This is a genomic window from Streptomyces sp. NPDC001787 (genome assembly GCF_040297465.1).
Lineage (GTDB): Bacteria > Actinomycetota > Actinomycetes > Streptomycetales > Streptomycetaceae > Streptomyces.
This window is the reverse complement of the sequence record NZ_JBEOZE010000048.1, coordinates 19295-39768: the sequence shown is the minus strand read 5'-3', so window position 1 is coordinate 39768 and position 20474 is coordinate 19295. Positions and strand designations below refer to the sequence as shown.

19 protein-coding genes and 2 pseudogenes are annotated in these 20474 nt (G+C 71.8%); 15 read left to right on the top strand and 6 right to left on the bottom strand.

The genetic code is table 11. The features are described 5' to 3' along the window. The first annotated feature begins 64 nt into the window (after positions 1–64). Together ABT170_RS38345 and ABT170_RS40750 are read left to right on the top strand one after the other, a co-directional pair. Positions 65–1861 (top strand): galactose-binding domain-containing protein, encoded by a 1797-nt coding sequence (locus ABT170_RS38345; RefSeq protein ID WP_351875482.1) that lies wholly within the window; start codon positions 65–67, stop codon positions 1859–1861. After that, a pseudogene (locus ABT170_RS40750) lies at positions 1858–2130 on the top strand (MerR family transcriptional regulator); the annotation flags it as partial. The gene ABT170_RS38345 and the pseudogene ABT170_RS40750, both read left to right, overlap by 4 nt. Before the next feature lie 53 nt (positions 2131–2183). Here ABT170_RS40750 and ABT170_RS38335 read toward each other — a convergent pair. Continuing rightward, positions 2184–3251, bottom strand: coding sequence for a LacI family DNA-binding transcriptional regulator (locus ABT170_RS38335; RefSeq protein ID WP_329947223.1), 1068 nt, complete (start codon positions 3249–3251; stop codon positions 2184–2186). 241 nt (positions 3252–3492) lie between these two features. Here ABT170_RS38335 and ABT170_RS38330 point away from each other — a divergent pair, with 241 nt between their 5' ends. Continuing rightward, positions 3493–4875: a peptidoglycan DD-metalloendopeptidase family protein gene (locus ABT170_RS38330; protein ID WP_351875478.1), complete on the top strand. Its 1383-nt coding sequence runs from the start codon at positions 3493–3495 to the stop codon at positions 4873–4875. Here ABT170_RS38330 and ABT170_RS38325 read toward each other — a convergent pair. Beyond that, complete coding sequence (locus ABT170_RS38325) at positions 4845–6203, bottom strand: DMT family transporter (protein ID WP_351875475.1); 1359 nt, start codon at positions 6201–6203, stop codon at positions 4845–4847. The two genes, ABT170_RS38330 and ABT170_RS38325, sit on opposite strands and share 31 nt — an antisense overlap. Positions 6204–6425: 222 nt before the next feature. On the opposite strand from ABT170_RS38325, the gene ABT170_RS38320 reads away from it, so the two are divergent. Beyond that, on the top strand, positions 6426–7118 hold the full coding sequence (locus ABT170_RS38320) for a (2Fe-2S)-binding protein (protein WP_329947220.1): 693 nt from the start codon (positions 6426–6428) through the stop codon (positions 7116–7118). A gap of 55 nt (positions 7119–7173) precedes the next feature. On the opposite strand, the gene ABT170_RS38315 is transcribed toward ABT170_RS38320, so the two are convergent. Both ABT170_RS38315 and ABT170_RS38310 read right to left on the bottom strand, forming a co-directional pair. Beyond that, positions 7174–7629 (bottom strand): ATP-binding protein, encoded by a 456-nt coding sequence (locus tag ABT170_RS38315; protein WP_329947219.1) that lies wholly within the window; start codon positions 7627–7629, stop codon positions 7174–7176. 239 nt (positions 7630–7868) lie between these two features. Next, complete coding sequence (locus ABT170_RS38310; protein WP_329947218.1) at positions 7869–8720, bottom strand: RNA polymerase sigma factor SigF; 852 nt, start codon at positions 8718–8720, stop codon at positions 7869–7871. 241 nt (positions 8721–8961) lie between these two features. On the opposite strand from ABT170_RS38310, the gene ABT170_RS38305 reads away from it, so the two are divergent. Both ABT170_RS38305 and ABT170_RS38300 read left to right on the top strand, forming a co-directional pair. Next, a complete protein-coding gene (locus ABT170_RS38305) occupies positions 8962–10446 on the top strand; it encodes an SDR family NAD(P)-dependent oxidoreductase (protein WP_351875470.1) in 1485 nt (494 codons plus the stop codon). Positions 10447–10743: 297 nt separating this feature from the next. After that, a complete protein-coding gene (locus ABT170_RS38300; RefSeq protein WP_266926167.1) occupies positions 10744–10917 on the top strand; it encodes a hypothetical protein in 174 nt (57 codons plus the stop codon). A 104-nt stretch (positions 10918–11021) separates the two neighbouring features. Here ABT170_RS38300 and ABT170_RS38295 read toward each other — a convergent pair whose 3' ends face one another. Together ABT170_RS38295 and ABT170_RS38290 are read right to left on the bottom strand one after the other, a co-directional pair. Next, the gene (locus ABT170_RS38295; RefSeq protein WP_329947216.1) at positions 11022–11399 is read right to left on the bottom strand and encodes a fluoride efflux transporter FluC; all 378 of its coding nucleotides are present in this window, start codon (positions 11397–11399) and stop codon (positions 11022–11024) included. Next, on the bottom strand, positions 11396–11863 hold the full coding sequence (locus ABT170_RS38290) for a fluoride efflux transporter FluC (RefSeq protein ID WP_351875466.1): 468 nt from the start codon (positions 11861–11863) through the stop codon (positions 11396–11398). The genes ABT170_RS38295 and ABT170_RS38290 overlap by 4 nt, the downstream gene beginning before the upstream one ends. A gap of 201 nt (positions 11864–12064) precedes the next feature. On the opposite strand from ABT170_RS38290, the gene ABT170_RS38285 reads away from it, so the two are divergent. From ABT170_RS38285 to ABT170_RS38245, 9 genes and pseudogenes are all read left to right on the top strand, one after another. After that, positions 12065–13027 carry an urea transporter gene (locus tag ABT170_RS38285; protein WP_329947215.1) on the top strand — a complete coding sequence of 321 codons (963 nt, stop codon included), beginning with the start codon at positions 12065–12067 and terminating at the stop codon, positions 13025–13027. A 55-nt stretch (positions 13028–13082) separates the two neighbouring features. Beyond that, complete coding sequence (locus ABT170_RS38280) at positions 13083–13388, top strand: urease subunit gamma (protein ID WP_266926174.1); 306 nt, start codon at positions 13083–13085, stop codon at positions 13386–13388. Positions 13389–13393: 5 nt separating this feature from the next. Then, positions 13394–14281 carry a cobalamin biosynthesis protein CbiX gene (locus ABT170_RS38275; protein ID WP_351875461.1) on the top strand — a complete coding sequence of 296 codons (888 nt, stop codon included), beginning with the start codon at positions 13394–13396 and terminating at the stop codon, positions 14279–14281. Beyond that, a pseudogene (locus ABT170_RS38270) lies at positions 14278–14652 on the top strand (urease subunit beta); the annotation flags it as partial. The gene ABT170_RS38275 and the pseudogene ABT170_RS38270, both read left to right, overlap by 4 nt. Before the next feature lie 236 nt (positions 14653–14888). Next, positions 14889–16613, top strand: coding sequence for an urease subunit alpha (gene ureC, locus ABT170_RS38265; RefSeq protein WP_329947213.1), 1725 nt, complete (start codon positions 14889–14891; stop codon positions 16611–16613). Between the two features lie 14 nt (positions 16614–16627). After that, a complete protein-coding gene (locus ABT170_RS38260; protein ID WP_329947212.1) occupies positions 16628–17404 on the top strand; it encodes an urease accessory protein UreF in 777 nt (258 codons plus the stop codon). A gap of 30 nt (positions 17405–17434) precedes the next feature. Further along, the gene (ureG, locus tag ABT170_RS38255; protein WP_266926180.1) at positions 17435–18055 is read left to right on the top strand and encodes an urease accessory protein UreG; all 621 of its coding nucleotides are present in this window, start codon (positions 17435–17437) and stop codon (positions 18053–18055) included. Between the two features lies 1 nt (position 18056). Further along, positions 18057–19049: an urease accessory protein UreD gene (locus tag ABT170_RS38250; protein WP_329947211.1), complete on the top strand. Its 993-nt coding sequence runs from the start codon at positions 18057–18059 to the stop codon at positions 19047–19049. Between the two features lie 69 nt (positions 19050–19118). Next, complete coding sequence (locus ABT170_RS38245) at positions 19119–20468, top strand: ammonium transporter (protein ID WP_351875456.1); 1350 nt, start codon at positions 19119–19121, stop codon at positions 20466–20468. Positions 20469–20474: the final 6 nt, after the last annotated feature.

The window sequence follows — 20474 nt, the reverse complement described above, 5'->3', positions numbered from 1 at the left end:
AGGAGAGCGCTCTCCCCCGCTCTCTTCCACCCGCCTGCCGCACTCCGCCGAGGAGCCACCGCCGATGAACCTGCCCCGTCTCCGACGGCCCGCCCGAGCCCGTACCCGTACCCGATTCCTCTCCCGTCCACGCGGGCGCACCACCGCACGTCTCGCCGTCGCCGCGCTCATCGCCGCCACGGCGGCCACCCTGCCCGCGCCCGCGGCCCAGGCGGCCGGCAGCGTCGTGAAGGTGACCGGCTCGCAGGGTGCCTGGCAGCTGACCGTGGACGGTTCGCCGTACACGGTGAAAGGGCTGACCTGGGGCCCGGCCGTCGCGGATGCCGGAAAGTACCTGCCCGACGTCAGATCGATGGGTGTCAACACGATCCGGACCTGGGGGACCGACGCCACGACGAAGCCGCTCCTGGACGGCGCGGCCGACAACGGCATCAAGGTGATCGCCGGATTCTGGCTCCAGCCCGGAGGCGGCCCCGGCAGCGGTGGCTGTGTCGACTACCTCACGGACACCGGCTACAAGAACAGCATGCTGGCCGAGTTCCCCAAGTGGGTGGAGACCTACAGGGACCACCCCGGCGTCCTCATGTGGAACGTCGGCAACGAGTCCGTGCTCGGCCTGCAGAACTGCTACAGCGGCGCTGCGCTGGAACAGCAGCGCGACGCGTACACCACGTTCGTCAACGAGATCACGAAGAGGATCCACGCGGTCGACGCCAACCACCCCGTCACCTCGACCGACGCCTGGACCGGAGCCTGGCCGTACTACCGGAAGAACGCGCCCGACCTCGATCTGTACGCGGTGAACTCCTACGGTGCGGTCTGCGACATCCGCAGGACCTGGGAGGACGGCGGCTTCGACAAGCCCTACATCGTCACCGAGGGGGGCCCGGCCGGGGAGTGGGAGGTGCCGGACGACGCCAACGGCGTGCCGGACGAGCCGACGGACGTGGCGAAGGCCGAGGGCTACGCCAAGGCGTGGCAGTGCGTCACCGGTCACTCCGGCGTGGCGCTCGGTGCCACGCTCTTCCACTACGGCACCGAGTACGACTTCGGCGGCGTCTGGTTCAACCTGCTGCCCGCGGGCCAGAAACGGCTCGCGTACTACGCGGTGAAGGAGGCGTACGGCGCCGGCGCGTCCGGTGACAACACGCCGCCCGTCATCAACGGCATGACGGTCGACAACGCCTCCGAGGTCCCGGCCGGCCGGCCGTTCACGGTGCGGGCGTCGGTGACCGATCCGGACGGCGACGCGCTCACCCATCAGGTGCTGTTCGGCGGCAAGTACGTCGATGGCGGCGGGCAGTTGACGGAGACCCGGTTCACGGACAAGGGCAACGGGACCTTCGAGGTCACCGCCCCCGACCGGCTGGGGGTATGGAAGGTCTACCTCAAGTCCTCGGACGGCAAGGGCAATGTCGGCATCGAGACCAAGTCCTTCAAGGTGGTGCCTCCGAAGGTGGACGGCACGAACGTCGCGGCGGGCCGCCCGGCCGAGGCGTCCAGCTTCCAGCCGGACAGCGTCGGCTGCCCGTGCCCGGCGGCCTACGCGGTCGACGGATCCTTCGCCACCCGTTGGGCGAGCGGCTGGTCCGACCGCGAGTGGATCCAGGTCGACCTCGGGACGAAGACCTCCTTCCGGCATGTGCAGTTGGCCTGGGAGGCCGCGTACGCGAAGGCGTACACCGTCCAGACCTCGGACAACGGCCAGGACTGGACCACCGTCCACACCGTCACCGAGGGCAATGGGGGCATCGATGACATCGTCGTCGCCGGAGAGGGCCGCTACGTCCGCGTGAGCGCCTCGGTGCGCGGCACCCCCTGGGGGTACTCGCTCTACGAGTTCGGCGTCTACACGGCGTGATCGCGGGAACCGGGCGGCGGCCGGGGAACTCCGAGACCGCCGCCCGGCTCCACGGGTCCGGGACCGTGTCCGGGCCGACGGGACGGGAGAACGCCTCCGGCGGAGTGCGGCGCGGACACGGGACGCCTGTTGGCGGTGAACGCGCGCCGACAGGTATCGGCGCCCTCGCGGAACGCTTCGGTCCGGCTGCGCACGTCCCGCACCACTGGGAGGCGAGGGGGCTGCTCACACCCGCCCGCGACACCGCCGGCCGCCGCTACGGGAGCGCCGACCTCGGACGGCGGCTGCGCGCGCCGGTCCGCCGGAGGCCATGGCACGGCCTTCAGGCCGACTCCCTCACCACCAGCTCCGGTTCGAAGATCACGGATGTGGGCGGCTCGTCCGGCCGGGCCAGCCGGTCCAGGAGCAGCCTGGTCATCTCCGCGGCCATCTCCTCCACCGGCTGCCGGACCGTGGTCAGCGGCGGGCGGCACGCGGAGGCGGCGCTGCTGTCGTCGAAGCCGACCACCGCCACGTCCTGCGGCACCCGGCGGCCGTGTTCGCGCAGCACATGGCAGGCCCCCATCGCCATCAGGTCGTTGGCGGCGAACACCCCGTCCAGATCGGGGTGTTCGGCGAGCAGCCGGGCCATCGCCGCCTCACCGCTCCGCTGGGTGAACTGCCCCTCGGCGACGGGGATGTACGGGTGCCCGTGCCGCGCCATGGTGTCCCGGAACCCCGCCAGCCGGTCCTGGCCCGCCGGGACGTCCAAGGGGCCGGTGATCGTGGCGACGCGCCGGCAGCCCCGGGCGAGCAGATGCCCGGCGGCCAGCCGGGCGCCGTCCCGGTGGGCGAGATCGACGAAGCTGATCCGTACGGGGCGGGCGGGGCGCGCGTACAGGACCGCCGCCAGACCGGCGTCGGTGATCAGTGCGGGCAGCGGGTCCTGCGCGTGCGTCGACACGATCAGGGCACCGTCCGCGCTGCCCTGGCGCAGGTACGACACCACCTCGTCGCGGTCCCGCGAGGTCTCCGCGCACATCAGAACGGGGTGCATCCCCCGAGGCCGCAGGTAGTTGACGACCCCGCTCACCACCCGGCCGAAGAACGGGTCGGTGAAGACCCGTGTGGTGAACGGGCCTTCGGCCGCGGCCCGTGCCGCCCCCGGTTCGACGCCCGCGCCCGACATCACCAGGGCGACGGCATCGGCGCGCCGGGTGACCAGGGAGCGGGCGGCGCGGTTGGGGGCGTAGCCGGTGGCGGACACCGCCTGCCGCACGGCCTCCTGGATGGCCGGGTCGACATTGCGGACCCCGTTGATGACCCGTGAGACGGTGGCGCGCGACACGCCCGCCGCCCTCGCCACGTCCTCCAGGGTCGGTGCACCTGCCGACCGCGGGTCATCCGTCATGTGCGCCTTTATAGCATCAGGGGAGAGCGCTCTCCATTCCCCGGCCGGGCCGCCCCGGCCGACGTACCCCGGTGCTCCTCGGAGGTGTCGGCCGGGCGCCCGCGGCGCGGGCCCGAAGGCGGAATCAGGCCATGGGAACGCCAGGGACGGCCGAGACGAAACGGTACCTTGTCACCATCCTTCGTATGGGCCTAAGTTGGCCGTTTGCGACGTGTCCTACTGCCTGTGGGGGAGCCAAGTCATGGCCGCGAACGGACGGCACCGCAAGTACCAGCCGAGCCGGATCAACCGTGCCTCGCTCACGGTGACGGTGGGCGGTGCGGGCATCGCGCTCCCGCTCATCGCCGCGGCCCCGGCCGGGGCCGCCTCCAGCGATGTCTGGGAGAAGGTCGCCGCGTGTGAGGCGACCGGCAACTGGCACATCAATTCCGGCAACGGCCACTACGGCGGACTTCAGTTCACCGGTTCCACCTGGGCGGCGTACGGCGGCACGGCCTTCGCGGCACGCGCCGACCTGGCGACCAGGGACCAGCAGATCGCCGTGGCCGAGCAGGTGCTGGACGGGCAGGGGCCCGGCGCCTGGCCCACCTGCTCCGTACAGGCGGGACTCACCCGTGGCGGCGACGCCCCGGAGGTCGCGCCGCAGGCCGCGGGCAGCAGGCCGGTCCAGGCCCCGAAGAAGGCCGCTTCGCCCCGTCAGCCCCGGACCGGGACGGCGTCCGCCTCGCCGACCGCCGTGCCCGGCGAGCGCGAGTCGTACACCGTGGCGAGCGGCGACTCGCTGTCCGGGATCGCGGCGACAGAGCGCCTCCGGGGCGGCTGGCAGGGGCTCTACGAGGCGAACCGCACGGTGGTCGGTGACAACCCCGACCTCATCTTTCCCGGGCAGCGGCTGAACCTCGACGTGGCCCGGGCACCGAAGGCCGGCGCGAAGAAGCAGGCGGCCGGCGCCACGTCCGGGTCGGATCGGGCCACGCCCGCCCCGAAGCCGAAGAAGCAGGACGGGAAGGTGGCGGAGACCGGGCGGGCCGAGAAGCCGCAGGCCGCGGAGTCCGCCGCGCCGAAGCCCGAGCGGGCTGCCCGGCCGGCGGCGCAGGCCCCCGTGAGGCAGGCCGCCGAATCCGGGCCGAAGAAGACCCCCGAACCCCGGCGGACCTCCGAGCCGAAGCGGAAGCCCGGGCCGAAGAAGGAGCACCGCGCCCCCGAACGGGCGGAGAAGCCCTCCGGACTGAGCGCCCCCGTGTCCGCCCGTACCGGAACGCCGTACCGGCAGGCCGGTTCCTGGTCCAGCGGCTATCACACGGGCGTCGACTTCCCGGTCCCCACCGGAACGTCGGTGAAGTCCGTGGCCTCGGGGAAGGTCGTCTCGGCCGGCTGGGCGGGAGCGTACGGCTACCAGGTCGTCGTCCGGCACAGCGACGGCAGGTACAGCCAGTACGCCCATCTGTCCGCGCTCCATGTGCGCGAGGGGCAGAAGGTCTCCAGCGGGCAGCGGATCGCCCGCTCGGGCTCCACGGGCAACAGCACCGGCCCGCACCTGCACTTCGAGATCCGCCTCGGCCCCGGCTACGGATCGGACATCGACCCGCTGGCCTACCTCAGGGCGGGCGGCGTCAACGTCTGAACGGCCCCCACGGCCCCCACGGCCCGCTCCGGCTCGGCGCCGACGGCGGGAGCCGGCTCCGCACGCCGTGCCCGGCCCGCGAAGGGCCGCGGGCCGGCGAACACCACGCGCCGCGCGCCGCGGCCCGGAGGCACGGTCACGGACAGCGGCAGGGCGTGCGGCGCGGGAAACGGACCCGGCGCCGGGGCCTCGGCGGGCGTGCCGGGGGCAGCCGTCCCGGCTGCCCTGACCCCGGCCGAACCGGGCCGGGCGGGCTCGGGCAGGCGCGGGACCGACCGGCTCCAGGGCGCCGCTCCGGCCGGAGCCACCGGCAGCGCGGGCGTCCCTGCGGAGCCCCGGTCCGATTCCGCGCACGGTGCGCCCCCGGAGTCGCCCAGGTCCTCGGTGGCCCTCACGTCCCCGTCGCCGGTCCCGGCCGCCCGCACGGCCTTCGCCGCCCCGGCGGTGGAGGACCGCGCCCGCTCCTGTGACCGCGCGGCATCGCTCATGCGCTCGGCGCCGAGCCGTTCCGTCGTCAGCAGCACCAGCCCGCCCGCGGCCAGGGCGCCGCAGGACAGCGCCAGTCCGGTGCCCGTCCAGCCGTAACGGAAGTGCTCGCCGAACAGGGTGATGCCGACGGCGGCGGCGACGACCGGGTTCACCACGGTCACCGTCGCCAGCGGAGCGGTCAGCCCGGCCCCGCGGTACGCCGCCTGGGACAGCAGCAGACCCGCCGCAGCGAGTCCCGCGATCACCAGGAGCGGCGGCAGCCCGGAACGCACCGATCCGGACGTCCACTCCATGGCCACGGTCTTGGTGAACACCGACGCCATGCCGAAGGCCACCCCGGCGCCGGTGGCCAGCACCACGCTGCGCGGCATCGGCCGGCGCAGCCCCCGGGCGAGGAGGAAGAGCGCCGCCACGGCGCCGAACGTGACGGTCGCCAGCATCAGCTGCTCCGGACCGTCCAGCGAGTGCGACGCGGAGTTCCCGGTCAGGGCCAGCAGTCCGGCCAGTCCGACCGTCGCCATGACCGCGCCGCGCCAGGCCGTGGCGCCCGCCCTGCGGCGGACGAACAGCGCCGCCATCGGCAGGGCGAACACGATCGTGAGGGCGCCCAGCGGCTGAACCAGGCTCAGCGGACCGTAGGCCAGAGCCACCACGTGCAGGACCGCGCCGACCCCGTTGAGCGCCACGGCGGCCCACCAGGCGGCGTTGCGCAGGGGGGCGTACGAGCGGTCGTCACCGGCCGCGGCCACGCGCTCCTGGACGATCGCCCCGGCCGCATAGGCGACCGCGGAGATCAGTGACAGCAGCACAGACAGCGCGAGGGAACTCATGTACACCACGATGTCCCGTTCAGGACGCCGCGTCGTCGTCCTTGAGTCGGCGATTCGGCGTACTGCTCTAGTAGTACGGGCGTAACGCCTACGTCCTCCTCCTGACGGTAGTCCTCCTTCCCCCGGGGCTCAGAAGTTGGGCCCCTGCGGATACGGTGAGCTGCTGATCCGGCACATCGAGTGGCCGGAACAAGGCGGACGGGCTGTGACCGGCCCGAGGAGGAGCCGAGCATGGACCTGACCCGAGCGGCCTCGGTGGGCGGATTCTTCGCCCTCAGGACCGCCCCCGTCCCCGAGGGGGACCACCGGCCGCTGGCACGGCTGTACGCAGGGGAAACGGCGCCGCTCACGGCCCGTATCGACACGGTCGCCGCCCGGCTCCGGGCTCCCGAGCGCCGGGTCGCCGCCTCCATCGCCCACCTCGGTCTCGCGGCCCGGCTCTGGTCCGTCGCACTGGGGCCGGCCGCGCTTTTCGGCCAGTTCCCGGACATCGCGCCCGACACCCTGCACTGGGACCCGGGGCACACCTCCCCGGACGACCTGTGGCCGGCGGACCCAAGAGCGGTGCCGGGCACCGCCGAGCGGCTGCGCGAGGCCGTCCAGTACGGACACCTCGTGCCGCTCGCCGAGGCGATGCGGCGCGAGGGGAACATCTCCGGCCGGCTGCTGTGGGGCAACGCGGGCTCGGCGCTCGCCGGCGCCGTACGCGAACTCGTCGCCTGGGCGCGGACGAACTCCCGCCCGGACGTGGCGCACCGGGCGCGTGCGCTGGGGGCCGAACTCTTCGACGATCCGGACCTGCGGACCACCGGTGCTCCGCACACACCGGCGTTCCGGCGGCGCAGCTGCTGTCTGTACTACCGGTGTCCGGCGGGCGGGCTGTGCGGCGACTGCGTCTTCGACGCACCACCCGTGGCGCGCTGACCGGTCCGGGCCGCCGTCCTCCGGCCGGCCGGTTCCCCGGCCCTTCGGCGACCGCTCAACTGCTCAGTTCGAACTCCGCCCGGATGCGCTTGCCCACCGGCACCCGCTCGGCGGTCAGCCGGTCGCACAGCGCGACGACGATCTCCATGCCGTGGCCGCCGGGCCGGGCCGGATCGGGCGCGTAGAGCACGGGCAGTGCCGTGCTGCTGTCGTACACCGTGACGCTGATGCGCTCGGCGGTGCCCTCCAGCTCCAGCAGATAGGGCCCGTGGCTGTAGCGGTCGGCGTTGGTGACCAGTTCGCTGACCGCCAGCATCAGGTCGTTGCGGGTGTGTTCCCCCAGCACCGCCAGCCATTCGGCCGCGAGCCGCGCCAGGAACCGGTCGGCCAGGGCACGGGCCTGCGCTATGCAGCCCGGCTCGCCGTCGAACACGGCGGCGCTGTGCAGCATCTCGGTGGGCCGTGACTCCTCGGAGCGGCCGGCCGGTCGCGAGGTGACCTGTTCGTTCATGAGCTCCAGCCAGGGCGCTGCGGGGATGGTCGGATTCGCTTTCTCGCCGGTCGTCTACCCGCGTCCGGACATCTCACTCCGGCCGGATTCCGGCGGCCCGTGGGGGGCGGGGAAATCCTACGTGTTCCGTCCCGGTCCGCTCCAGCACCCGGCGGTCCCGGGGTACCGCGGGGGAGGGCCGGTACGCGTTCCGGCCCCCTCACAGGCGCGAGGGGGCCGGAACGGGAGCGGAGGATCCGTCAGGCCACCACGGACATGCCCTTGCGCAGGCGTTGCACGATCCGCGACAGCAGCCGCGACACATGCATCTGGGAGACGCCCAGCTCCGCGCCGATCTGTGACTGCGTCATCTCGTCCCCGAACCGCATCTGGACGATTCTGCGCTCCCGCTCGTCCAGCTGCTCCAGGAGCGGTGCCAGGGTGTGCAGGTTCTCGACGGTCTCCATGGCGGGGTCCGTCCCGCCCAGCAGATCCGCGTAGGCCCGCTGGTCCTGACCGGAGTCGCTGTCGGCCGACGGTGTGTCGAGGGAGCCCGCCGAATAGCCGTTGGCGGCGACCAGGCCCTCGATGATCTCCTCCTCCGGGAGGTCCAGATGGGCGGCGAGCTCCTTGACCGTGGGTTCGCGGTCCAGCTCCGCCGACAGCTGTTCCTTGGCCTTCGCCAGGTCCACGCGCAGTTCCTGGAGCCGCCGCGGGACGTGGACGGACCAGGAGGTGTCACGGAAGAAGCGCTTGATCTCGCCGACGATGTACGGCACGGCGAAGGTGGCGAACTCGACCTCACGGGACAGGTCGAAGCGGTCGATCGCCTTGATCAGCCCGATGGTGCCGACCTGGATGATGTCCTCGGTGTCGTCACCGCCGCGGTTGCGGAACCGGGAGGCGGCGAAACGCACCAGCGACAGGTTCATCTCGATGAGGGTGTTGCGCGCGTACTGGTACTCGTGCGTGCCCTCCTCAAGGACCTGGAGCCGGTCGAAGAACACCTTCGACAGGGCGCGGGCGTCCTGTGGCGCGACCTTCCCGGTCTCCTCGATCCAGGGCAGTGTGCCCGGGTCGGCTCCGGTGGTTCGCACGGACATGGCCGCCATGGTGTCGCCCTCCCTGCCGTCGGATGTGTCGATGCGCGCCTGCCCAGCAATACGGAGGTCATGCGTCCGTCCGCGTTCTTCCGCCACTTGTCGGCTCCATGTCGATAAATCGCTGAACGGATGTCGACAATGGGCCGGACGGCCACGAACGGAGCAGCGTTCGGCGCATGGCAGACTTGACCGGGGTGTTTCGGCCTGCGGTGACCAGTGGCCCGCGGGGACAGATGGCAGAGGATCGGCAATGACGGTGACAGAGGACAGCCCGGAGTTCGCTCCCGGAATCGAAGAGTTCGGTGCCGGTATCGACCCGGAGCGACTGGCCGTCTGCCTGAGCGTTCTCGACGAGCTCGACTCCATCGAGATCGACCACCCGGACGCCGTCGCCGTGCGCCGGGCCACCGCGGGCGTCTACCGCACGGTGAAGCAGCGCCGCCGCCAGGAGCGCCGCGCCGCGAAGACCGCGCACGACAAGGCCGTCACCGAAGCCACCGCGACCGGCTCCGCCGAGCGCATCGACGACGAGACCCAGGGCGTCCTGCCCTCGTCCTCGGCCGAGGCGGAGATCGCCGGGATACTCCAGCGGCCCCGGTCCTGCTACATCTGCAAGACCCGCTACGTCGAGGTGGACGCCTTCTACCACCAGCTCTGTCAGGGGTGCGCCAAGGAGAACCGGGCCCGGCGCGATGCCCGGACGGACCTCACGGGTCGCCGTGCGCTGCTCACCGGCGGCCGGGCGAAGATCGGTATGTACATCGCGCTGCGGCTGCTGCGCGACGGTGCGCACACCACCATCACCACCCGCTTCCCCAACGACGCGATCCGCCGCTTCAAGGCGATGCCGGACAGCGACGAGTGGATCCACCGGCTGAAGATCGTCGGCATCGACCTCCGTGACCCGGCCCAGGTCGTGGCTCTCGCCGACTCGGTCGCCGCCGAGGGGCCCCTGGACATCCTGATCAACAACGCCGCCCAGACCGTGCGGCGGTCCCCGCAGGCGTACAGCGAGCTGGTCGGCGCGGAGTCGGCGCCGCTGCCCGCGGGCGAGCTGCCCGCGGCCGAGGTGATCGGCACCTTCGGCAGCGGCACCGTGGACCGGGTCGCCGCGCTGCCCGCCGCCCGCAAGGAGAGGCTGAGCGCGCAGGACGTCACCGACCTGGCCCTGGTCACGGGCTCGGCCTCGCCGGCGCGCATCGCCGCCGGTACCGCGATCGACGCGGGCGGGCTCGTCCCGGACCTGCACGACACCAACAGCTGGATCCAGACGGTCGAGGAGGTCGAGCCGATCGAGCTCCTCGAAGTCCAGCTCTGCAACTCGACCGCGCCGTTCATCCTGATCAGCCGGCTCCGCCCGGCGATGGCGGCCACGGCCGCGAAGCGCGCGTACGTGGTCAACGTCTCCGCGATGGAGGGGGTCTTCAGCCGCGGTTACAAGGGCGCCGGCCACCCGCACACCAACATGGCCAAGGCCGCACTGAACATGCTGACCCGCACCAGCGCCCAGGAGATGTTCGAGAAGGACGGCATCCTGATGACCGCCGTCGACACCGGATGGATCACGGACGAGCGTCCGCACCCCGACAAGATGCGCCTCGCCGAGGAGGGCTTCCACGCCCCTCTCGACCTGGTCGACGGTGCCGCCCGGGTCTACGACCCGATCGTGCGCGGGGAAGAGGGCGAAGAGCTGTACGGCTGCTTCCTCAAGGACTACGCGCCCGCGGGCTGGTGATCCGGGGCCGGTTCTCCCGGCCCGGACCCGTCGATGGCAGAAAGTGACCCAGGTCACACGTTCCGTCGAGCGCGATGACGCTCATTTGGTTACTCTGAAGTGAACGGACGGCACCGAGGGATCCACGAACCTTCCTCGACCGTCCTGGGACAGGCCTGCAACCAGGTCGTCGTCCCGCCCCATGCCGGCGCCACCGCGACCGAACTGTTCCTGCCCCTGCCCCCGAAGGGCGGTCGGTCCACGGCCGAGAGGTCGCGCCGTAACTGTCCGGGGTTACGCGACACAGAGGAGTGCGCGGTGACACCAGAACTGACGAAGGACGAGAAGCGGCCCGCCGAAGGGCACGGAGAGCGGGCCGGACGGCCCGAGAAGCTCCGGAACATCGAGGTCTGGGCCAGGTCCGCACCCATCCGGCTGGCCGGCTACGAGGACGACCTCGCCGAGCCGCACATCCTGCCCGGCATCGACTGAGTCTTCACCGCCCACCGCACCGCCGAGCCCCGGCCCCCGCACCCGCGGGGGACCGGGGCTCGGCGGTGCGGGAGGCTCGGCCGCGCGGCGCGCCGCCGGTCCCGTCACCAGACCGCGCGGGCCAGGGCGGCCCCGGCGAAGGACAGTCCCACGCCTGCGCCGACGCTGACGCACAGATAGGCGCCGGCCGCGGCGACGCGGCGTGCGGAGGCCAGGGTCAGCAGCTCGTAGGAGAATGTCGACCAGGTCGACAGGCTCCCGCAGAAGCCGGTGGCCAGCAGCAGGTGGACCCGGGGCCCCAGATCTCCCTCGGACGCCCCCTCGGCGACGAATCCGAGGATCAGCGCGGCGGCAGCGTTCGCCGCGAAGGTGCCCCAGGGGACGGCGGTGTGGACACGGGCCTTGACCGCGGCTCCGGTCAGATAGCGCAGCGGGGCGCCCACGAGCGCGCCGCCCAGGACGAGCAGCCAGTCGAGCGTCATGCGCGCACCCCGTCGCCGCTCCGGAGGCCCAGCGCGGCGCGCGTGGCGTACACGCCCGCGGTCACACCCGCGAGAGCCGCGACGACGGTCAGGACCAGGCAGCCGACCGCGTACCCGGGGGATCCCTCCTCGAACAGTTGGCGCACGTTGTCGGTGTAGTGGGAGAACGTGGTGAATCCGCCGAGGACGCCGGTGCCCAGCAGCGGATTCAGCAGGGCCGGCGCACCGGTGAACCGTTCCTTGAGGGCCACCATCAGGATGCCCATCAGCAGACAGCCCACGGCGTTGATCAGCAGGACGGTCCAGGGGAAGGACGACTCCCCGGTCGGCCACAGGCGCTCGGCGCCGTAGCGTGCCCCGGCGCCGATGGCGCCGCCGACGGCCACGGCGGCGATCACGGGGCCCTGCCTGCCGGGGGAGTGATCGGGATGGGCGGGCTCGCGCGAAGCGGATCTGAGGGACACCCGTGGACCGTACGGGGCGGTGACGGCGCCCTCGGCGTACCGGCGCGCGGGGCTGCCGGCCGTCACTCCTCCGGCGCAGCCCTCCGGATTCCCCAGCAGGGCGAAAGTGGGTAAATAGGATATATCTGTCATTGGCTGTCTCCGTCGCTCACCGGCGGTGACCTCGCCGTCATGTTTCCCTGCTGAGTTACGGAGCTCCTCGTGCCCTCCGCCGACGCGCGACAGCACCAGAGGTCGAAGGCACCGCAGCCGCTGGCCTACTTACTCGCCTCCGTGCGCGGAGTCGGCCAGGTGGACCTCCAGCCCGGCGCCTGGACGGGCGCCGTCATCCTTCTCGGACTGTGGGCGGCGGGCTGGGAGACGGGCCTCTTCGCCACCCTCGGCACACTGATCTCCACCGCCACCGCCTACGCCCTCGGGGTGGACCGCTCGGGCATCGCGCTGGGGCTCCAGGGCTACTGCGGCTGCCTCACCGGCATCGCCCTCGTCAGCTCGCTGGGCCACCACCCGGCCACCTATGTGCTCGCCGTCGTCGGCGCCATCATGTGCACGCTGCTCATGGCGGCGCTCACCACACTGCTCGCCCCCTACGGACTGACCGCGCTCACCGCGCCGTTCTGCCTGGTCTCCGGCGTGATGGTGCTCGGAGCGCCCTCCTTCGGCCGGATCTGGCACGGTGACCCGGCCCCGGTGTCCAGCACGACCAGCGGGGACACCGCGCTGTCCTGGGACGACCTCTGGCACGGCTTCTTCACCAACGTCTCGCAGGTCTTCCTGGTCGACGACTGGTACGTCGGACTGATCATGCTGGTGGGCCTGGCCCTCGCCGGGGTCCGCGTGGTCCTGTTCGCCGCCGCGGGCAGTGCCGTCGGGATCTTCGCCGCCTGGGCGCTCGGAGCGCCCGCCGAACTGATCGCCAACGGGATCTACGGCTACAACGCGGTCCTCGTGGCCATCGCCGTCGGCGCGGTCCTGCTGGCCGGCACCGTCTGGAACGCGGCGTACGCGCTGTTCGGAGCCGCCGCCACCACCGGCCTGACGGCGTCACTGACCTCACTGTTCAAACCCTTCGGCGGCCACACCTTCACCTGGCCGTTCATCCTCACGACCTGGGTCCTCATGGCCGCCGTGCCGCTCCTGCCGCGCTTCCGCCCGAGCGACTGACCCCGCCCGTCCGCCCACGTGTTGCCGCACATCCCCGACGAGGAAGGTACCGACGATGAACCTCGCGCCCCGCGAGATCGACAAACTGCTCGTGTACGTCGTGGCCGACCTGGCCCGCAAACGCCAGGGCCGCGGTCTCAAGCTCAACTACAGCGAGTCGGTGGCGCTGATCACCGAAGCCATCCTCGAAGCGGCCCGGGACGGAAGGAGCGTGGCCGACTGCATGGAACTCGGCCGCCATGTCGTGGGCGAGGACGACACGATGCCCGGCGTACGGGAGATGCTCGGCCTGCTCCAGGTCGAGGCGTCCTTCGTCGACGGCACGAAGCTCGTCTCCTGCCACGACCCCATCGGCGGCTGACCCCGGTGGCCGGGCGATGCCGGGTGATCGCCGTCTGCGGACACGAGGCCGGCCACGGGCGGGCCTTGGCGGACCTGAAGGGGCGGGACGTGACGGTGGTGCCCGGCGGGCGCGAGCTGTTCCGGTGTCTTGCCGAGCTGGGCCGCCGGGGGGAGGAGAGCTGTGTCGTACCGATGACGCTCGGGCGCGACCCCGAACTCGTCGCCGACACCGCCCGTACGCTCCGGGCGCTGCCCGCGAAGGACCGGGCGGGGACGGTCCTGGCCGGACCGTTCGGCACCGCGCAGCACCTCGTCGGCTGGCTGCGGGCCGCCGCGGGGCGGGTACCCGCCTCCGACGCGCTGCTCGTCACGGCGCCCTCCGGGGATCCGTTCGAGGACGCCGAGCTGTACCGGGTCGCGAGTCTCGTGCGGCGCCACGGGAACCATCCGCTGGTCGAGGTGGCGTTCACCGGCGGTGACCCCGACCCCGCGCAGGGGGTGCGGCGCTGTCTGCTGCTGGGCGCCGCCCGGGTGGTGGTGCTGCCGGCGGCGTTCGCCGTGCCCGGGGTCCCGGAGGTACCGGGCGCCCAGGTCACCGTCGCCGGTCCGCCGGTGCCGCGCTCCGCCCTGCTGCGGGTGCTCGCCGAACGGGTCTCCGACGCCCTGCGCCGGCGCGAGCACGGCGACGACGGGATCGCCGCCGGACTGGGCGCGGCCGACCACCACGGCCACCACCACACCCACCCACCGGGCGAGGGCCACGAGCACGGCCCGGCACTCGGCCACAGCCACAGCCACGGTCACGTCCATGTCCCCGCCCACGGCGGGGGCCGGCACGACGACAGCCACGAGCACCCGCATCAGCACCCGCACGCCCCCGGCGCGGGACACGTTCTCAGGAGCTCCGCATGACGTTCCGTCAGAAATACATCTACGGCAAGGACCCCATCGAGATCAACGCGGGCCGCCGCACGGTGACACTCACCGTCAGCAACACCGGCGACCGCGCGGTCCAGGTCGGCTCGCACTACCACTTCTTCGAGGTGAACTCCGCGCTGTCCTTCGACCGCCGGCGGGCGCTGGGCATGCACCTCAACATCGCGGCAGGCACCTCCGTACGCATCGAACCCGGCGGGACGCGCGAGGTCGAACTCTGCGCGTACGCCGGAACGGGCCGGCTCGTCGGCTTCAGCGGACTGCTCAACGGCAGCCTCGCCTCCCACCCCGCGAGGGTCGAGGCCGTGCGCAAGGCCATCGAGCAGGGCTTCCAGGGCGCCGAGCAGCCCCCGAAGGCCACGGTGGCGCCCCGTGCGAAGAGCCCGCGCAAGAACGCGAGCCCGAAGACCACGACCGGCGCCAAGAGCGCGAAGGCCAAGCCCGGCACCCGGAGCGTGAAGGCCGCCCCGAGCGCCAAGGCAGCGGCGGGCGCCAAGGGCGGGAAGGCCGCCGCGGGCGCCGAGAACGCGAAATCCACGACCGGCGCCAAGAGCGCGAAGACCAAGAAGAAGGGTTCGCGCTGATGCCCATCCTGCCCCGCAAGCAGTACACCGACATGTTCGGCCCGACGGTCGGCGACCGGTTCCACCTCGCCGACACCAACCTCGTCGTCGAGGTCGAGAAGGACTTCAGCGAGGGCCAGTACGGCGACGAGGTCCTCTACGGCGGCGGAAAGACCATGCGTGACGGCATGGCGGCCTCCCCGCAGGCGACCAGCGGCCAGGGCGCGCTGGACACCGTCATCACCAATGTCGTGGTCATCGACCCCATGGTGGGCGTCGTCAAGTGCGACATCGGGATCAAGAACGGGATGATCGCCGGGATCGGCAAGTCCGGCAATCCGCAGACGCAGAACAACGTCGACCCCGACCTGGTCATCGGCCCGGGAACCGAGGCCATCGCGGGCGAGCACCTCATCGCCACCGCCGGGGCCATCGACACCCACGTCCACCTGATCGCCCCGCAGCAGGCCGAACAGGCGCTGACCAACGGCATCACCACCCTCATCGGCGGCGGTACGGGCCCCTCGGACGGCACCAACGGCACCACCTGTACCCCCGGCCCCTACAACATCGCCCGCTTCCTCCAGGCGGCCGAGGCCTGGCCGGTGAACCTGGGCATCATGGGCAAGGGGAACGGCAGTCTGCCGGAGGCCCTGAACGAGCAGATCGAGGCCGGTGCCTGCGCTCTGAAGGTCCACGAGGACTGGGGCGCCACCCCGGCCGTCATCGACAACGCGCTCAATGTCGCGGACCGCTACGACGTCCAGGTGTCCATTCACACCGACAGCCTGAACGAGAGCGGCTTCTTCGAGGACACCCGCTCCGCGATCGACGGCCGCGCGATCCACACCTTCCACAGCGAGGGCGCGGGCGGCGGTCACGCCCCCGACATCATGCGGGTGGCCGGCGAGCCCAACATCCTGCCGTCCTCCACCAACCCGACGCTGCCCTACACCAAGAACTCCGTCGATGAACTGCTCGACATGGTCATGGTCTGTCACCACCTCAGCCATGACATCCCCGAGGACGTCTCCTTCGCCGACAGCCGGGTCCGCGCCGAGACCATCGCCGCCGAGTCGGTGCTCCACGACCTCGGCGTGATCAGCATGTTCTCCTCCGACTCCCAGGCCATGGGACGGGTCGGCGAGTCGGTGACCCGCGCCTTCCAGACGGCGCACCACTGCAAGGACAAGCTGGGAGTCCTGGAGGGCGACTCCGCCCGCAACGACAACCAGCGGGTCCTGCGCTATCTGGCGAAGGTCACCATCAACCCGGCCATCGCCACCGGTATCGCCGACCATGTGGGCTCCCTGGAGAAGGGGAAGATCGCCGACATCGTGCTCTGGCCCATCCACTCCTTCGGTGCCAAGCCGAAGATGGTCATCAAGGGCGGCATCATCTCCTGGGCGCAGATGGGCGACCCGAACGCCTCACTGCCCACTCCGCAGCCGGTCATCTACCGGCCGATGTTCGGGCAGTTCGGCAAGGCGCTGCCGGCCACCCACGCCACCTTCATGTCGCAGGCGGGCATCGCCGCGGGCGTACCGGCGGAGCTCGGCCTGGACCGCACGATCCTGCCGGTGCGCGGTACCCGCACGATCGGCAAGCACAACATGGTGCGCAACAACGCGCTGCCGGACATCCAGGTGGACCCGGAGACCTTCAAGGTCACCCTCGACGGCAAGGTCGCGACGATCGACCCGGCCGAGGAACTGCCCCTCAACCATCTGTTCTTCCTGGTCTAGGGCCTGGAACGCCGATGTACCTCAACGAGCGCGAGCATCCCCACCGCCCGGCCGCCCCGGCGCCGCCGTCCGTGGTGCCACCGGCCGGGACCGCCGGGACCGGACCGGACCTCGCGGCGCTGCTGACCGGTCTCCAGCTGACCGATTCGGCGTTCCCCAGCGGCTTCTACACGCTGTCCCACAGCCTGGAGGGATACGCCCACGCGGGGGCCGTCGACGCCGGAACCCTGCCGTCGCTGCTGGAGGACCTGCTGCTGCACGGCGTCGGTCCGGCGGACGCCACCGCCCTCGCCCTCGCCCACCGGGCCGCGGCGTCGGGCGACCTGGACGCGGTGGCGGACATCGACGAGCACCTGTTCGCCACCAAACTGGGCCGGGAGATGCGCCAGGCGTCCACCCGGACCGGGCGGCAGCTCCTGGACCTGGGGGCGGAAGTCTTCGACCGGCCGTCGATCACCGCCTACTTCGACCGCGTCCGGCGCCGGGAGGCGCCCGGCACCCAGGCGGTCGCCGCCGGGGTCATCTACGCCGCGACCGGGGTCCCGGTCCGGCAGGCCGTCGCGGCCGACCTGTTCGCGTTCTGCGCCAGCTTCGCCGGTGCGGCCCTGCGGCTCCGGCTGACCGACCACCGCAGGGCCCAGACCCTGCTGCGGGGCGCCGCGCCCGTCATCGAGCGGGTCGTCGAAGAGGCGCTGCGGCGCGAACTCGCCGATGTCGGCGCCACCGTCTTCGCCTCCGATGTCATGTCGGGCCGTCATGAACGCGCCGAGGCGCGCCTCTTCGCCAGCTGAACCATCCACCCCACCGGACAAGGGAGCACCATGGACGACAACGTACTGAGGGTCGGCGTCGGGGGACCGGTCGGCTCGGGCAAGACCGCGCTCATCGAGGCGCTGGTGCCCGTGCTCATCGCCCGGGGCCACCGTCCCTCCGTCATCACCAATGACATCTACACCCAGGAGGACGCCCAGCACATCCGCCGCACGCTCGACGGGATCCTGGAGCCGGAGCGGGTGGTCGGCGTCGAGACGGGCGCCTGTCCGCACACGGCCGTCCGCGACGACCCGACGATGAATCTGGCGGCGGGTGCCGAGATGCTGGAGCGGTTCCCGGACACCGACACGCTGCTGTACGAGTCCGGCGGCGACAACCTCACCCTGACGTTCAGCCCGGCCCTCGTCGATCTCTTCCTGTTCGTCCTGGACACCGCCGAGGGCGAGAAGATGCCGCGCAAGCGGGGCCCCGGTATCACCGATTCCGATCTGCTCGTCATCAACAAGATCGACATCGCGAAGTATGTGCGCACGGACATCGGGATCATGGAGTCCGACGCCCACCGGGTCCGCGACAACCGCCCCGTCGTCCTCACCGACTGTCTCACCGGCATCGGTATCGAGGACATCGCGGGCTACCTGGAATCCCGCCGCAAGGTGCTGATCTGACATGCCGCCCGCCCCGGTGCCCGCCCCCGTACCGCCCATGGCGCCGCGGTCCGCCACGGACCGGCTCGCGCCGCGGTACTACACGGCGGCGCGCGTGCCCCCGGAGGTGGAGGAGCTGGCGTCCCTCCCCGACACGCTCGCGCCCGGCTCACCGGCGAAGGTCGGCATCCTGGACCTGGGTTTCGCCGTCCGGGGCGGGCGCACGGAGCTGGTCGAGCGCTACCAGAAGACGCCGTTGCAGATCATGCGGCCGCTGTGGATCGATCCGGCGCTGCCCGGGATGAGTTACGTGTACCTGATGGCCACCGGCGGCGGGATCGCCCAGGCCGACCGCTACCGGATGGACTTCCGCTGCGGCCCCGGCACCCAGGTGCATCTGACCACCCAGGCGGCGAGCAAGATCTTCCGGATGGAGCACGACTACGCGAGCCAGCGCGTGCACATCACGGCGGCGGAGGGCTCCTACGTCGAATACCTCCCCGACCCGCTGATCCCGTTCAGGGACGCCCGCTTCTACCAGCACACCGACGTGACCGTCGCGCCCGGCGCCACCGTCGTCCTCGGAGACACCGTCACCGCGGGGCGGCTCGCCCGCGGCGAGCGTCACGACTACCGGGTGCTCGCCACGGACCTGCGTATCCGCCGCCCCGACGGCACCCTGCTGGCCATCGACACCCTGCGGCTGGCGCCGGGCGGCGGCCGGGGCCGGGCGGAGGTCCTGGGGCCCGGGGTGTTCGCCGGTCACGACCAGGTGGCCTCGCTCTACGTCGTCACCGACCGCAGACCCGCGGCCGAGGTCGCCGACACCCTGCACCACGCGCTGGCAGAACGCGGACTGCTGTACGGCGTCAGCGTGCTGCCCCGGGAGTGCGGCGCCTGGGTACGGCTCCTCGACGACAGCCCGGTCCGGGTCGCCGCCGCGAAGGACGCCGCCTGGGACGCCGTACGCCGGCTGCTCACCGGCCACCCGGCCCCCGACCTGCGTAAACCCTAGTCCGTCACCGCAAGGGCCCGCCCGGCCCACGAACGCTCCCCGCCCTCCCCCCACACGAGGTGTCCGTCGATGATCACCGCCCCCGCGCCGATGCCGCCCGCGTACGACTCCGGCGACACCGCCTGGCTGCTCGCCTCCACCGCGATGGTGCTGCTGATGACGCCGGGACTGGCGTTCTTCTACGGCGGCATGGTGCGCACCAAACACGTCCTGATGATGATCAAGATGAGTTTCGCCGCGCTGGCCTTCGGCACCCTCGTCTGGTGGGTGATCGGCTACACGCTCGCCTTCGGTCCCGATGTCGGGGGAGCGGGAGTGATCGGCGATCTCGACCACGTGTTCATGCGCGGGATCGAACTGAACACCCTCACCGGACACATCCCCACGTACGTCTACAGCACCTTCCAGATGGGCTTCGCCATCATCACCGTCGCGCTGATCAGCGGTTCGATCGCCGACCGCGCCACGATGAAGGGCTGGCTCGTCTTCGTCGTCCTGTGGCTGCTCATCGTCTACATCCCGATCGCGCACTGGGTGTTCGACCAGGACGGCTGGATCGTGAAGCACCTGGGGGCACTCGACTTCGCCGGCGGTCTGCCGGTGGAGCTGAACTCCGGGGTCGCGGGTCTCGCGGTGGCCCTGGTGCTGCGCGCACCGCGCGACTTCGCACGCCGCGAGGAGCGGCCGAACAACATCCCGCTCGTCGTCGTCGGTGCCGGGCTCCTCTGGTTCGGGTGGTTCGGCTTCAACTCCGGCTCCGCGCTCTCCGACCAGGGCACCGCGGCGGCGGCCTTCCTGAACACCCAGCTCGGCGCGGCGGGGGCCATGGTCACCTGGCCGCTGGTGGAGAAGTGGCGCACCGGACGGGTCACCACCATGGGTGTCGTCTCCTCCGCCGTCGCGGGCATGGTCGCCATCACCCCGGCCTGCGGGGAGATCAACACCCTGGGTGCCGTCGTCACCGGTCTGGTCGTCGGTGCCGTCTGCGCCTTCGCCATCACGCTGAAGTACCGCTTCGGCGTGGACGACACCCTGGACGTCGTCGGTGTGCACGGGGTGGGCGGTCTGATCGGTCTGATCATGGTCGGGCTGTTCGCCACCGCGCGGATCAGCGGCAAGGAGGGGCTGTTCTACGGCGGCGGCTGGGGGCTGCTGGGCAAGCAGCTCGTCGCCATCGTCTCGGTGATCGCGTTCTCCTTCGTCCTGACCTGGATCATCGCGAAGGCGGTGGACCTGACCGTCGGATTCCGCGCCCGCGACGAGTACGGCAGTGTGCCGGGCGAAGAGGTGGAGCGGGCCTACGACTTCCGGACCGCCGAGCGGCTGGGCGCGCTGGTCCAGGGCAAGGACCGCGCCGACGACTCCGAGCTCGTGGAGCAGATCAGCCGGTTGCTGAAGTCCCGCGAGGACGCCGAGTAGCGCGGA